This window comes from Plantactinospora sp. GCM10030261 (assembly GCF_042666615.1).
GTDB lineage: Bacteria > Actinomycetota > Actinomycetes > Mycobacteriales > Micromonosporaceae > KBS50.
Map to the genome: position 1 here is coordinate 664,402 of NZ_JBHTDD010000001.1, position 13,547 is coordinate 677,948.

At 72.2% G+C, this 13,547-nt stretch carries 10 protein-coding genes and 1 pseudogene; 3 read left to right on the plus strand and 8 right to left on the minus strand.

The annotated features are described in order from the left end of the window. Window positions 1–60: 60 nt before the first annotated feature. On the minus strand, window positions 61–2,625 hold the full coding sequence (gene pepN / locus ACFQUZ_RS03345) for an aminopeptidase N (RefSeq protein WP_377437404.1): 2,565 nt from the start codon (window positions 2,623–2,625) through the stop codon (window positions 61–63). A gap of 65 nt (window positions 2,626–2,690) precedes the next feature. Between pepN and ACFQUZ_RS03350 the strand changes: the two genes are divergently transcribed. Further along, window positions 2,691–2,921, plus strand: a complete 231-nt coding sequence (locus ACFQUZ_RS03350) for a DUF397 domain-containing protein (protein ID WP_377437406.1) — start codon at window positions 2,691–2,693, stop codon at window positions 2,919–2,921. A gap of 39 nt (window positions 2,922–2,960) precedes the next feature. Here the strand turns inward: ACFQUZ_RS03350 and ACFQUZ_RS03355 are convergent, their stop codons facing one another. Continuing rightward, window positions 2,961–4,541 carry an FAD-dependent oxidoreductase gene (locus ACFQUZ_RS03355; protein WP_377437408.1) on the minus strand — a complete coding sequence of 527 codons (1,581 nt, stop codon included), beginning with the start codon at window positions 4,539–4,541 and terminating at the stop codon, window positions 2,961–2,963. A 68-nt stretch (window positions 4,542–4,609) separates the two neighbouring features. On the opposite strand from ACFQUZ_RS03355, the gene ACFQUZ_RS03360 reads away from it, so the two are divergent. Both ACFQUZ_RS03360 and trpS read left to right on the plus strand, forming a co-directional pair. Further along, complete coding sequence (locus tag ACFQUZ_RS03360; protein ID WP_377437410.1) at window positions 4,610–5,203, plus strand: helix-turn-helix domain-containing protein; 594 nt, start codon at window positions 4,610–4,612, stop codon at window positions 5,201–5,203. A 241-nt stretch (window positions 5,204–5,444) separates the two neighbouring features. Continuing rightward, complete coding sequence (gene trpS / locus ACFQUZ_RS03365; RefSeq protein WP_377437412.1) at window positions 5,445–6,461, plus strand: tryptophan--tRNA ligase; 1,017 nt, start codon at window positions 5,445–5,447, stop codon at window positions 6,459–6,461. 52 nt (window positions 6,462–6,513) lie between these two features. On the opposite strand, the gene ACFQUZ_RS03370 is transcribed toward trpS, so the two are convergent. From ACFQUZ_RS03370 to ACFQUZ_RS03395, 6 genes and pseudogenes are all read right to left on the minus strand, one after another. Continuing rightward, entirely contained in the window at window positions 6,514–6,975 is a 462-nt protein-coding gene (locus tag ACFQUZ_RS03370) for a GNAT family N-acetyltransferase (protein ID WP_377437414.1), read from the minus strand. Window positions 6,976–7,193: 218 nt separating this feature from the next. Continuing rightward, window positions 7,194–8,612: pseudogene (gene obgE, locus ACFQUZ_RS03375) on the minus strand (GTPase ObgE); the annotation flags it as partial. 136 nt (window positions 8,613–8,748) lie between these two features. After that, the gene (rpmA, locus tag ACFQUZ_RS03380; protein ID WP_377437416.1) at window positions 8,749–9,009 is read right to left on the minus strand and encodes a 50S ribosomal protein L27; all 261 of its coding nucleotides are present in this window, start codon (window positions 9,007–9,009) and stop codon (window positions 8,749–8,751) included. Window positions 9,010–9,021: 12 nt separating this feature from the next. Further along, window positions 9,022–9,336, minus strand: a complete 315-nt coding sequence (gene rplU / locus ACFQUZ_RS03385; protein WP_377437418.1) for a 50S ribosomal protein L21 — start codon at window positions 9,334–9,336, stop codon at window positions 9,022–9,024. A 243-nt stretch (window positions 9,337–9,579) separates the two neighbouring features. Continuing rightward, on the minus strand, window positions 9,580–12,627 hold the full coding sequence (locus ACFQUZ_RS03390) for an Rne/Rng family ribonuclease (RefSeq protein WP_377437420.1): 3,048 nt from the start codon (window positions 12,625–12,627) through the stop codon (window positions 9,580–9,582). 138 nt (window positions 12,628–12,765) lie between these two features. After that, entirely contained in the window at window positions 12,766–13,485 is a 720-nt protein-coding gene (locus ACFQUZ_RS03395) for a TIGR03936 family radical SAM-associated protein (protein ID WP_377437510.1), read from the minus strand. Window positions 13,486–13,547 lie beyond the last annotated feature (62 nt).

Genomic DNA, 13,547 nt, shown 5'->3' on the forward strand with positions numbered 1-13,547 from the left:
ACCGACTCGGCCGCGGGCCGATCCCCAGCCCGGCGATCCTGGGCTAGCGGATCTTCCGCGTCACCTGCTCCGCGCTACGAGGGCCCGCCGCAGATCGTCGGCCCGGTCGACGACCGACCGCCGGGCGGTGGGCGGCAGGTCGTCGCGGGCGAGCAGCGCCGCCGCCAGCTCCCGGGTCCGCGGTCGCACCGCGTACGCCGGGAAGGCGACCTGGGCCACCTTCTCGACCACGTACGGGGTCCGCAGCTTCGCCATCCGCGGACTGTCGGCGAAGTACCGCTCCACGTACGCCTCCGTCAGCTCGTCCTGCTCGGGCTGCCAGAACCCGTTCGCGGTGGCCAGAACCTGCCGGTTGGACAGGGTCTCGTCGGTGCTGATCAGCTCCCACGCGCGGCGCTTCGCCTCCGGGTCAGGCAGCGCGGCCCGGCAGTACGCGGCGCGTTCCTCCCCGGCGGCGCTGCGATCGACGGCCAACTCCCGGGCGATCTCCGGCTCCCCGGCCGCGCCGAGCACCACCAGCCGCCCCAGCACCAACCAGCGCAGATCCCGGTCGACGGCGAGCCCCGCGGGCACCGCCGCCCCGGTCAGCAGGCCGGTCAGCTCGCCGGTGTCCCGGGTGGCTCGGACCAGGCCACGCGTCGCCGCCAACTGCATCGTGCTTCCCGGCTCGACCACCCCCAGCAGTCGACGGCACGCGCCGGCGATCTCGTCCAGCGCGACCAGCCGATCCGACTCGGGCAGGTAGCAGTCGACCAGCCGAGCGGTGATGCCGAGCATCTCCTCGGCCAGGATCACGTTGGTTTCGACCGGCAGCGCGACAGCGAGCAGCGTCACCAGATCGCCGACCGGCCGTTCGGCGTCGGCCACCGCGTCGGCCACGGCCGACCAGAGGACCGCCCGGGCCACCGGATCCGGCAGGGTGGGCAGCATCGCGGGCACCGCCGCGGCGGAGGCGTCGTCCAGCCGAACCTTGGCGAAGGTCAGGTCACCGTCGTTGGGCAGCAGCAGCCCGGCCACCGGCTCACCGGCCAGCTCCCGCACCACGGCGCGCCCACCGTCCGCGTCCGGTGCCAGGTCGACGGCCACCCGGCGGCGCAGGGTCGTGGCGCCACCCACCGAGTCGTACAGCCCAAGCCCCATCCGGTGCGGTCGCAGCGTCGGATGCTCCGGCGGCGCTGTCTGGGTCACGGCGACCTCGGCGTACCGGCCGTCGGCGGTGGTCGTGGCCGACACCCGCAACGTGTTGACCTGCGACCGGCGCAGCCACACCTCACCCCAGGCCGCCAGGTCACGATCACTTGCGGTCTTCCCGCTGCTCGCGACTGCGGGGCTCGCAAGCTCACTCCTCGCGCTCGCGGCCTCGAGCGCGGAGAGCAGGTCGGCCAGGGTGGCGTTGCCGAACCGGTGGGTGGCGAAGTGCGCCCGCAGTCCGGCCAGGAACGCGTCGTCGCCGAGCCAGGCGACGAGTTGGCGCAGCACCGAGGCACCCTTGGCGTACGAGATGCCGTCGAGGTTGGTCAGCGCCTGCGCGACGTCGGGAACATCCTCCGGCGCCACCGGGTGGGTGGACGGCCGCTGGTCGGCCGCGTACCCGCTGCGCTTGCGCTGCACCGCGAAACTGGCCCAGGCATCGGTGAAGCGGGTGACGGACGCGGTGACCCGGTAGCCGAAGTAGTCGGCGAACGACTCGTTCAACCACAGGTCGTCCCACCAGCGCATGGTGACCAGGTTCCCGAACCACATGTGGGCCATCTCGTGCGCGATCACGACGGCCCGCCACTCCCGCTCGGACTCGGTGACCGCCGACCGGAACAGGTAGTCGTCCCGGAAGGTGACCAGGCCCGGATTCTCCATCGCCCCCATGTTGAACTCCGGCATGAACGCCTGGTCGTACTTGCCGAACGGGTACCGCACGCCGAACATCCGGTGGTACTCGTCGAACGACTGCCGGGTGACGGTGAAAATCTCATCGGCCTCGGCGTCCAACTGCTCGGCCAGCGAGCGGCGGGCGTAGATAGCCAGCGGGATGCCGTCGTGCTCGTCGTGTCGGCTGTGGAAGGCCCCACCGATCAGCGAGAAGAGGTACGTGGACAAGGGCGCGGTCGGCACGAACTCCCACCGGCCCGGTGCCGGGTTGCCAGCCAGCGCACCGTTCGCGGCGACCACCCAGTTCGGCGGCGCGGTCACTGACAGGCCGATGGTGGCCTTCAGGTCCGGCTGGTCGAACGCCGCGAAGATCCGCTGGGCCTCGTCCAGGGCGGAGGTGGCGTAGACGTACGTCTCACCGTCGGCCGGATCGACGAAGTGGTGCAGCGCCTCGCCCGTGTTGGTGTACGCCATTGTCGCCTCGACCGTGAGCACATTGCGTTCCCGCAGGCCGGTGAGCGGCAGTCGGTTGTCGTCCAGCAGGGCCGGATCCAGGTCGGCGTCGTTGAGCCGTACCCGATCCAGCGTGACCGGCTTGACCTCGACGAACGTCGCCGAATCGGCGGCGGCCGAGAACCGGATCGTGACGGCGGACCGGAAGGTGCCGTCCGTCCCGGTCAGATCGAGATCGATCTCGTACGACTCCACATCGACCAGATCGGCACGCTGGACCGCTTCGGCGCGGGTGAGGCTGGGCATCCGCCTATCCTGCACCATGGAGTCGGATCCGTTCGACGGACATTGTCTCGTGATGGAGGCCGGAGATGGCGGCACAACCGGTGCAGCACCCCAAGGGCGACTTCGATCTCAGTCGCGCTGTCTGGCAGCGGGCCGACGGCGACCCGGCGGACGAGGCCGTCGAGATCGCCTTCGTGGACGACCTGATCGGCATGCGGAACTCGACGGACCCAGACGGGCCGGTGCTGGTCTTCACCCGGGCCGAATGGGACGCCTTCGTGGCAGGCGCCCAGGACGGCGAGTTCGACCTGGACTAGGGAAGGGCCCGCTGACACCCGGACCCTTCCCGCGCGGGGTCAGCGGCGACGGGCCACCAGGACGGCGTCGTGCACCGTGACCGCCCGGCCCTCCCGGTCCTTCGAGGTCCGCGGTCGCGCCTGCGCGACCAGCACCTCCCATCCGGCCGGATCGAGACGCTCGGCCACCTGGTCGGCGGTGAACATCGCCTCCGGGAAGTGCATCCGACCCACCCGGGTACGCAGGTCGGAGGGGTCGTGCCCGACGATCAACAAGGTGCCGCCCCGGGTGACGGCGGCGGCGAGCCGGTCGAACAACGGCCACTGCTCCTCCGCTGGCAGATGGAGGAAGTGCGACGACACCAGGTCGTAGGTGCCCTGGGTGGGCGGCTCGACGGCCAGGTCCACGTGGCGGAACTCGACCCGGTCGGCGAGGTCAGCACCGAGGGTCGCGGCGTGCGCGATGGCCCGTTCCACGGCCGTTGCGGAGAGGTCCACGGCGGTCACCCGCCAGCCACGCTCGGCCAGCCAGATGGCGTCGGCGCCCTCGCCACACCCCGCGTCCAGCGCCCGACCGGCGGGCAGGTCGGCGGCCTCGGTCACCAGGACCGGGTTCGGCTGCCCGCTCCACACCGCCGGGCGGGACCGGTACCGCTCCTCCCAGGCGTCCTCGGTGAACATGGTGGCCAGCCGGTGCCGGTGTTCGTCGACGGCCTTCCGGGTGTCCTCGGCGACCAGGTCCGCGTTGATCGCCGCCCCGGCGGTCAACCCGCCGGCGGCTGCCACGAGCACCTGGGCGCGTACGTCTGTCACGTTGCCGGCCACCCACACCCCCGGCGCCTCGGTGGCCCCGTTCTGGTCGCCGGGCACCCGCATCCCGATGACCTGCCCGCTCACTTCCACCTCCACTGGGCGCAGTCCGAGCGACTCCAGCAGCTCGGCGCGGGCGGTGAGCCGGGTTCCGACCACAAGCGCGTCCAGCTCGACGATCTCGCCCGAGGCGAGCCGTACCCCGGTCAACCGGTCGTCCGCGACAGTGACCTCCGCTACCGGCCCGGGCACGACGGTGATGCTTCGGGCGGCGAGCCGCTCGGCCTCCTCCCCCGCCGGCGGTGCGGCACCGTGGGTCAGCAGCAGCACGTCGTGGCTCCACTGCCGCCACAGGTTCGCCTGGTGCACCGCCAGCGGCCCGGTGGCCAGCACGCCGACGCGCCGGTCACGCACCTCCCAACCGTGGCAGTTCGGGCAGTGCAGCACGTCCCGACCCCAGCGCTCGGCGAGCCCCGGCAGCTCGGGCAGTTCGTCGATCAGGCCGGTGGTGACGAGCAGCCGCCGGGCCCCGACCGTCCGCCCGTCGTCCAGCGTCACCGTGAAACCGTCGCCGTGCCGCTTCGCCGCCTCGGCCCGGCCGGTGACGAGGTGTGCGCCGTACCGGGTCGCCTCCTCGCGGCCGATCGTGACCAGGTCGGCCGGCGGTGTTCCGTCCCTTGTCAAATAGTTGTGTACGGATCCGGACGGGGCGTTGCGCGGTTCCCCGGCGTCGACCACCAGCACCGATCGCCGGGCCCGGCCCAGCGCCTGGGCGCCGGCCAACCCGGCGGCACCACCGCCCACCACGACCACGTCGTACGTCTCGTCCATCTGGCCTCCGCTCGTCGTCGCGTCCACGGTGCGCCGACGCCCCGGATTCGGCAAGTATATTTGCCGGTATGGCAAACGACGACGATGTCGTGCTGAACGCCGTGGGCCCGCGACTGCGGGACCTGCGCAACCGGCGCGGCACGACGCTGGCGCAGCTCTCCGAGATCACCGGCATCTCGGTAAGCACCCTGTCCCGGCTCGAATCGGGAGATCGGCGACCCACCCTGGAACTGCTGCTGCCGCTCGCCCGGGCCCACCAGGTGCCGCTCGACGAACTGGTCGCGGCGCCGGAAACCGGCGACCCTCGGGTGCACGCCCGACCGATCGTCCGCCACGGCGTCACGTACCTTCCGCTCACCCGCCGGCCGGGCGGCATCCGGGCCTTCAAGTCGATCATTCCGCCGCGCGCCCCCGACGACACGACACTGCGCACCCACGAGGGCTACGAGTGGCTGTACGTGCTGTCCGGCCGGATCCGGCTGCAACTCGGCGAGCGCGACCTCACGCTCAGCCCCGGCGAGGTGGCCGAGTTCGACACCCGCGTCCCGCACCGCATCTCCAACCCCGGACCCGACCCCGCGGAGGTGATCCACCTGTTCGGTCCGCAGGGCGAGAAGATCCATGTCCGGGCCCGCCCAGCGGCGGCACCCGAACAGGCGTGAGGCGATCGACACCCGGCGAGGCACGAACAACGCGTCGCCGATCGCCCGGCGGCCACCGCGGGGGTCCGTTCGCTGCTACCGTGGAGGGCGTGCGGATGACCATCAACCTGTGGTGGCTGCCCTGACGGGCGGCCCGCATCCGCGTACCCGAACAAACCTCGGCCGCCCGGTTCCCCGGGCGGCCGTTCTCGTTCCCGGCTCCCGGGTGCCGGACGGCCCTCGCATCACCGAGGAGCCACCCATGACCACGCCCGGCACCGCACTTACCGCTCCGCCCGCCGCCAGCCTCCGGCGGATCAGCGGCTTCACCCCGACCGGCCGGTTGCACCTGGGCAACCTGCTCGGCGCGATGGTGCCCACCGTGGCCGGACAGGACACCCCCGGCACCGTCGTGTTCCTGTCCGACCTGCACGCATTCACCGTCGAACACAACCCGGCGACGACCCGGGCGACCACCATCGAGCAGGCGACCCTGCTGCTCGCCGCGGGCGTCGACCCGGACCGGTCGCTGTTCTACCTGCAGTCCCAGGTGCCCGCCCACACCGAGCTGCACTACCTGTTGGAATGCGCCACCGGCGTCGGCGAGGCACAACGCATGATCCAGTTCAAGGAGAAGTCCGCTGCGCAGCACCAGGTGCGGTTGAGCCTGCTCACCTATCCGGTGCTGATGGCCGCCGACATCCTGCTGCACCAGTCCGCGGAGGTGCCGGTCGGCGACGACCAGGACCAGCACGTAGAGCTGGCCCGCGACGTGGCCACCCGGTTCAACGCCCGATACGGCGCGACCTTCGTGGTGCCGCGGGCGGTGCATCCACCCACCGCCGCCAGGGTGATGGACCTGGCCGACCCGAGCCGCAAGATGAGCAAGTCGGCGCCGTCCGGCGGCGGCACGTTGTTCCTGCTCGACGCCCCGGACGTGTTGCGTCGCAAGGTGTTCCGCGCGGTCACCGACTCGGCGTCCGACGTCCGCTACGACCCGGCCGCGCGGCCGGGAGTGGCAAACCTGCTGGAAATCCTCTCGGCCTGCGTCGGCCGGTCCCCCGGGGACCTAGCCGACGATTTCGACTCGTACGGCCCGCTCAAGGCCGCGGTCGCCGACGCCGTCATCGACAGGGTACGCCCGATCCAACGCCGGTACGCGGACCTGGCCGCCGACCCGGCGTACGTGCGCGCGATCCTGCGGGACGGTGCCGAGCGGGCCCGGATCGCGACCGCCGACACGATTCACCGTGCCCGGACGGCAATCGGCCTACTGTGATGGAGCGGAGGGCCCCTGACCGTCGCTTCCCGCGGCGGAAGGGGGCCCCTCGTCAACCCAGTTCAGGCGCCGGGACCGGGAGGCGCTTCTCGTAACACCGGCTGTACGGGTTGTCGACGTACTCGCCGTAGACCGGAATCTCGGCGTACCCGGCCGACACGTAGAGCCGGATCGCCGCAGGCAGGTAGCTGCCGGTCTCCAGGCGCAGCACGGTGTACCCGTGCTGGCGGGCCAACTCCTCCAACGCGGTGAGCACCTGCCGCGCCAGCCCTCGGCCGCGAAACGCGGGCTGGACGTACATCCGCTTGATCTCGGTGGTGTCGCCGTCGAGTTCCTGGATCGCCCCGCAGGCGACCACACGACCGTCGATGACGCCGACCAGGAAGTGGATGTCGTCGTGGAGCGGGTAGACCTGCCCGTCGAGCCCACCGTCGGTTTCCCGCAACTCGCGCTGCTGGGCGACGAGGAGCGAAGCGAGTTCCGGATCGGTGGCGGGACGAGGCTCGATCATCACTGCCGCATGGTAGGTCGCGAGGGTTTCCGGCGGATTTCCTACCAGAGGCCGGTCCAGGTTGCCTAGGGCCTCGAATCGGCGTCGCCCGCGCCACCACCGGAAGCCGAGCCACCACCGGACGAGCCGCTGCCGGAAGCCGAGTCCGCGGTGGAACCCGAGTCGGCCGTGGCGCCACCGATGGTGGGCGGGCCGTCGGGGTCGGCACCGGCAGCCGGCGGCTCGACCTCGTCGGCCGGCCGTTGCCGGCGCGCCTTCCGGGCCGCCAGTCGTTCGGCCGCCGTGGTCCGCGCCGGCCGATCGGACAACCGCTCGTCGCTGCCCCGCACCCCGGGAACGAACTCCGCACCCGCGTACGTCGTGGGTTGCCAGTCGAACTCCCGGTCGCCGATCCGGACCAGGTCGCCGGGCTGCGCCCCGGCCTTGGCCAGCTGGTCCTCGACACCGAGCCGGGCCAACCGGTCGGCCAGATAACCGACCGCCTCCTCGTTGTCGAAGTTCGTCTGCAGAACCCAGCGTTCCGGCCGCGATCCGCGCACCACGTACCCGCCGTCACCGGTCGGTTCGACCGTGAAACCGGCGTCGTCCACGGCGGGCGGCCGGATGACGATGCGGGTCGGTTCCGGAGTCGGCGCAGCGGCCCTCGCCTGCTCCACCAGCTCCGCCATCGCGTACGTCAGCTCGCGCAGCCCTTCCCGGGTGACCGCCGACACCTCGTGGATCGGGTAGCCCCGAGTCTCCAGGTCGGGTCGGACGATCTCGGCGAGGTCCCGGCCGTCCGGCACGTCGATCTTGTTGAGCACCACGAGCCGGGGGCGGTCGGTCAACCCGCCGTAAGCGGCAAGTTCGGCCTCGATGGCGTCGATGTCGGCCAATGGATCACGGCCCGGCTCCAGCGTGGCGGTGTCGATCACGTGGACCAGCACCGCGCACCGCTCGATGTGCCGGAGGAAGTCCAGCCCCAGCCCCTTGCCTGCGGCCGCACCGGGGATCAGGCCCGGTACGTCGGCGATCGTGAAGGTGTGGTCGTCCACCCGCACCACGCCGAGGTTGGGCACGAGGGTGGTGAACGGGTAGTCGGCGATCTTCGGCTTGGCCGCCGAAAGCACCGAGATCAGCGACGACTTGCCGGCGGACGGGAACCCCACCAGGCCGACATCGGCGACGCTCTTGAGTTCCACCACGACGTCGAGACGGTCACCCGGCTCGCCCAGCTCAGCGAAGCCGGGAGCCCTGCGCTTGGCGTTGGCCAGCGAGGCGTTGCCCCGGCCGCCCCGGCCGCCGCGGGCCGCCTCGAACGTCGTGCCAGCGCCCACGAGGTCGGCGAGGACCTGCCCGTCCATGGTGCTGACCACGGTGCCGTCCGGCACCTTCAGCACCAGGTCGGTGCCCCTCGCCCCGTCCCGGTTCGAGCCGGCGCCGCCCTTGCCGTTCTCGGCCTTGACGTGCGGCCGGAAGTGGAAGTCGAGCAGGGTGTGGACCTGGGGATCGACAACGAGGGAGATGCTGCCGCCGTGTCCACCGTTCCCACCATCGGGGCCTCCGAACGGTTTGAACTTCTCCCGGTGGATCGAGACACAGCCGTGCCCGCCGTCGCCGGCCTGCAGATGCAGGACGACCCGGTCAACGAACGTCGTCACGCCGACAATCCTTCCACCACCGGAGACCCGCGACCCGGACCACCACGAAACGGACGGACCCGCCGTGAGCGGGTCGCCATGAAACGGCGGAGCGGGCCGGGACTCGAGGTCCCCGGCCCGCTCCGCCGACGATTACCTACTGCTGGGCCGCCGGTACGATGCTGACGACCTTGCGACCGCGCCGGGTGCCGAACTGGACGGCACCGGCGGCGAGGGCGAACAACGTGTCGTCGCCGCCCCGGCCGACCAGGTCACCCGGGTGGAACTTGGTGCCCCGCTGGCGGATGATGATCTCGCCGGCGTTGACGACCTGGCCACCGAACCGCTTCACGCCGAGCCGCTGCGCCGCGGAGTCACGGCCGTTGCGCGAGCTGGACGCACCCTTTTTGTGAGCCATCTGAGAACGACCTTACTTTCCGCTGGAGATGCCGGTCACCTTGATCTGGGTCAGCGGCTGACGGTGACCCTGACGCTTGTGGTAGCCGGTCTTGTTCTTGAACTTGTGGATCCGGATCTTCGGGCCCTTGGTGTGCGCGGCGATTTCGACGGCCACCGAAGCCTTGGCAAGCTTGGCCGCGTCGGTCACCAGGTCATCACCGTCGACGAGGAGGACCGGGGTCAGCGTCACCGCGTCGCCGGGCTGCCCGGCGAGCTTCTCGACCTCGATCACGTCGCCCTCGGCGACCTTGTACTGCTTGCCGCCGGTCTTGACGATCGCGTACATCGGACGCGGACTCCCTGTCGTTGAGGCTGCTCGGAACGTTGCTCACGGCGACTGCGCCGCGAACGGCTGCGGGCACGCGAGAACTCGGCGCCCAAAAGTGCGCCGTAGGCAAGCGTACGCCATCCGCGGCCGTAGCCCCAAACCGGGTGGCCTGGGGAAGAACTGTGGGGCACCGGACCGGCGGTCGCCGATCCGGCGCGGCCAGCCGCCACCCGTGGGGCGACCGACCGCGACCGGCAGCCGCTACGGTCGGGTACGCCGGCGGGTGTTGCCGCGACGGGACCGGCGCCGACCGGGTGCGCCGCCGTCGTTCTGCTCCTCGCCGGACTCGTCCATCGCGTCGGGGTCGTCGACGGAGGCCAACCGCATCGGCTCGGCTTCCCGGGCGTCCTCGACGGCCGGCGCGCTCGGCATGTCGTTCTCGTACCGGGACAGGTCGTAGCCCATCGTGTCGTCCTCCTCGACGACCTCGACCTCGGTGGCGACGCGCGCCCCCTCCGACGCCGACACCGTCTCGACCACCGGCTCGGCCGCGGCGGCGCGGCGGCCCCGCCGCCGACCGCCGGTCGTCTCGGTCGTGTTCCCGGCCGAGGCCACCGCCTTGACCTTGTCGCCCGCACCCGCGGACCGGTTCTTCTCCGGAATCGGCTCGGTGTGGATCACCAGACCGCGACCCTTGCAGCAGTCACAGGTCTCGCTGAACGCCTCCAGCAGCCCGGCCCCGATCCGCTTCCGGGTCATCTGCACGAGCCCGAGCGAGGTGATCTCGGTCACCTGATGCTTGGTCCGGTCCCGGCCCAGGCACTCGGTCAGGCGGCGGAGCACCAGTTCCCGGTTTGACTCCAGCACCATGTCGATGAAGTCGATCACGATGATGCCACCGATGTCGCGCAGCCGGAGCTGGCGCACGATCTCCTCAGCCGCCTCAAGGTTGTTCCGGGTGACCGTCTCCTCCAGGTTTCCGCCGGCACCGGTGTACTTCCCGGTGTTGACGTCGATCACCGTCATCGCCTCGGTCCGGTCGATCACCAGGTGGCCACCCGAGGGCAGGAAGACTTTGCGGTCGAGGCCCTTGAGGATCTGCTCGTCGATCCGCCGCTCGGCGAAGATGTCGGCGGTGCCGGTGTGCCGGCGCAGCCGGGCGACCAGGTCCGGCGAAACGTGCCCGAGGTAGGACTCGACCATCCCGTACGCCTCGTCGCCCTGCACGACCAGCTCGCGGAAGTCCTCGTTGAACAGGTCCCGGACCACCCGGATGACCAGGTCCGGCTCCTCCGAGAGCGGCACCGGCGCGCCGCCCTCGGCCGCCTTGGCCTGGATCTCCTCCCACTGCGCCTGGAGCCGCTTGACGTCCCGGGCCAGCTCGTCCTCGCTGGCCCCCTCGGCCGCGGTGCGGACGATCACGCCGGCGCCATCGGGCACCAGCTTCTTGAGGACGTCGCGCAGTCGCTTGCGCTCGGTGTCCGGCAGCTTGCGGCTGATCCCGGAGGCGTTGCCGTGCGGCACGTACACCAGGTGCCGCCCGGAGAGCGCGATGTGGCTGGTCAGCCGGGCGCCCTTGTGCCCGATGGGGTCCTTCGTCACCTGCACGAGCACCGAGTCACCGGACTTGAGCGCCTGCTCGATGGAGCGGGCGCGTCCCTCCAGGCCGGTGGTGTCCCAGTTGACCTCGCCGGCGTACAGCACGGCGTTGCGGCCCCGGCCGATGTCGACGAAGGCGGCCTCCATGCTGGGCAGGACGTTCTGCACCTTACCGAGGTACACGTTGCCGGCCATGGTGCCGGAGGAGCTGCGGCTGACGTAGTGCTCCACAAGCACGCCGTCCTCCAGCACCGCGACCTGCGTCCGGTCGCCGCGCTGACGGACCACCATCATCCGGTCGACCGCCTCACGACGGGCCAGGAACTCCGACTCGCTGAGGATCGGCGGTCGGGTACGACGCTGCTCGCGGCCGTCCCGCCGGCGCTGCCGCTTGGCCTCCAGCCGGGTCGAGCCGGACACGCCCTGAACCTCGTCCACGGCCTTGCGCGGCTCACGGATCTTGACGACCGTGGGCACACCGTCGTCTGTCCCGCCGTCGGTGTCGCCGGCTCCCTTCCGCCGGCGGCGCCGCCGGCGGCGGGTCAGTGCCTCCCCACCCTCGGGTTCCTCGTCCTCGTCGTCCTCGGTTCCGGCGTCTGCCTGCGCGGGCTCCTCGTCCTCGCCGTCCGCCTCGTCGGCGCCGCCCTTGCCACGTCCGCGTCCCCGGCGGCCCCGCCGCCGGCGGCGACGACCCGCGGCGGTCTCGTCGTCCTCGTCCTCGTCCTGGTCGGCCTCGGCTGCGGTCTCGGTCGGCTCCTCGGGCTCGTCGGCAACCGGTTCCGGCGCCTCCGCGCCTCGGCGCCCGCGCCGGCGACGGCGACCCGCCTCGGCGGACTCGGCCGGCTCCGTCGGGACCGACTCGACGGGCTCCACGGTGGGTGCCGCGGCGACCGCGGCCGGCGGCGCCTTCGGGTCCGGTTCCGGCGCCATGAACAGCACGGTGGGGGCGGACAGCGCCGATCGCCGGCGCCGGGTGGCCTTGGACGGCTCCGCGACGGGCTCACCCGCCGGCTCGCCGGCGGCGCCGGAATCGCCAATCGAGCCCGGTGCGGTCTGGCCCGCCGGTTCGCCGGCCACCCCCCCGGCCGGTTCCGCCGGCTGGTCCGTTCCGTCGACCGACGGCTCGGGTACGGCCGCCGGCTCCACCGCCGGCGCGGCCTTGCGCCGCCGGCTCCGGGTCGCCTTCACCGGTGCCGCCTGCGGCTCCGCTGCCGGCGCGGCCTCGGGCGCGGCCTCACCGCCAGGCGAACCCGCCGTGGCGGCCGGCGGCGCCGATTCGGGGGCCTGGTCAGTCGCGCCGGGCCCGGCCGGGGCGCCGGGGTCGGTCGTCGGCTCGGTGGTGGTCCGGGACTTGCTGCTGGTCGCCTTGCGGCGGCGGCGCGCCGGCGCGGCGATCGGCTCGACCTCGCCGGCGACGGGGGCCAGGACCTCGGGGTCCGGTGCCTCGCCGCTCGTCGTGCTGGCCGTGGCCGGCGCCTCGACCGGCGCCTCCACCTGGGCCGGCTCGGTGGCCTGGGCCGCCGTCCGGCGGCGGGTCGCGCGGGCCCGGCGGGCCGGGGCGGCGGGGGCGTCCGGAGCGACGGCGCCAGCCTCCGGCGTACCGCCGGTGCCGCCCGTGTCCGGGACGCCGCTGGCGGAGTTGGTGGTGTCGGCGGTCTCGGCCGGCTGTTCGCCGGACCGGTTCCCGCCCTCGGGCTCGTTTTCGAGCATGGGACGTTCTCCAGTTCTGGCTTCCCCGGGCGCGGGTGAGCGCTGCCACGCAGGGTCGCCGCGAAAGTTTCTCCGGCGGTGCCGCCGAGGTGCACGGACCACCGAGGTCTGGCTGGCTGAGCACTGACCCGTCGGGGGTCAGCGTTCACCGATGGCTACCCCGTCGCGGTCCGCTTCCAACGGGTCCGCGATTTCCGCCTGCGCGGTCACCGTGCCCTGCGCCAGCCGGGTCGCACGGGGCGGCGCCGGCGGCTCCAGGTCGGCCACCACGCGGAGGCCGGACAGGACGTCATCGGGTCGTACGGACGGGCTCACCTGCCGTACCACCAGGTCAAGTATCGCACACGGTACGTCCGTGACCTCGGATGGTGCCCCGTTCTCCTGCGCCACATCGATACTGATGACGGCCCCGCGCGCGTCGAACGTCCGTCGGCCCTGCTTGGTGAGCCGTTCGACGGGAACCTCGGACGCGGCACGGAAGGCGTCCACGGCCGTACGGAGCACCGCCGGGTCGACCCCGGGCAGTGCGATCCGCCACCGGGACGCCTCGATCCGATCGGCGAGGCTGCCGCCGCTCGCCTCCACCGCGTCGACGATGTCCAGGCCGGGCGACAGGGCCGCGTCCAGGGCGGCCCGCAGCCGGTCCGGGTCGACCGCCTCACGCAGCGCGATCTCCAGGTACTCGGCCTCGCTCGCCACCCCGGTCGGCGCCGCGCTGGCGTACGAGATCTTCGGGTGTGGGGTGAAACCCTGCGAATAGGCCATCGGCACACCGGCGCGCCGCAGCGCCCGTTCGAACGCGCGGGCGAAGTCCCGGTGCGACGTGAACCGTAACGTTCCCCGCTTGGCGTACCGGATCCTGATTCGCTGGACGACCGGGGCCTGGCCGCCCGGCGGTTGCTTCTTGGCGATCGTGGGCT

Coding starts and splice junctions, on each gene's coding strand:
- pepN (WP_377437404.1), bottom strand. CDS start 2,625: ATGCCCAGCCTCACCCGCGCCGAAGCGGTCCAGCGTGCCGATCTGGTC.
- ACFQUZ_RS03350 (WP_377437406.1), top strand. CDS start 2,691: ATGGCGGCACAACCGGTGCAGCACCCCAAGGGCGACTTCGATCTCAGT.
- ACFQUZ_RS03355 (WP_377437408.1), bottom strand. CDS start 4,541: ATGGACGAGACGTACGACGTGGTCGTGGTGGGCGGTGGTGCCGCCGGG.
- ACFQUZ_RS03360 (WP_377437410.1), top strand. CDS start 4,610: ATGGCAAACGACGACGATGTCGTGCTGAACGCCGTGGGCCCGCGACTG.
- trpS (WP_377437412.1), top strand. CDS start 5,445: ATGACCACGCCCGGCACCGCACTTACCGCTCCGCCCGCCGCCAGCCTC.
- rpmA (WP_377437416.1), bottom strand. CDS start 9,009: ATGGCTCACAAAAAGGGTGCGTCCAGCTCGCGCAACGGCCGTGACTCC.
- rplU (WP_377437418.1), bottom strand. CDS start 9,336: ATGTACGCGATCGTCAAGACCGGCGGCAAGCAGTACAAGGTCGCCGAG.
- ACFQUZ_RS03390 (WP_377437420.1), bottom strand. CDS start 12,627: ATGCTCGAAAACGAGCCCGAGGGCGGGAACCGGTCCGGCGAACAGCCG.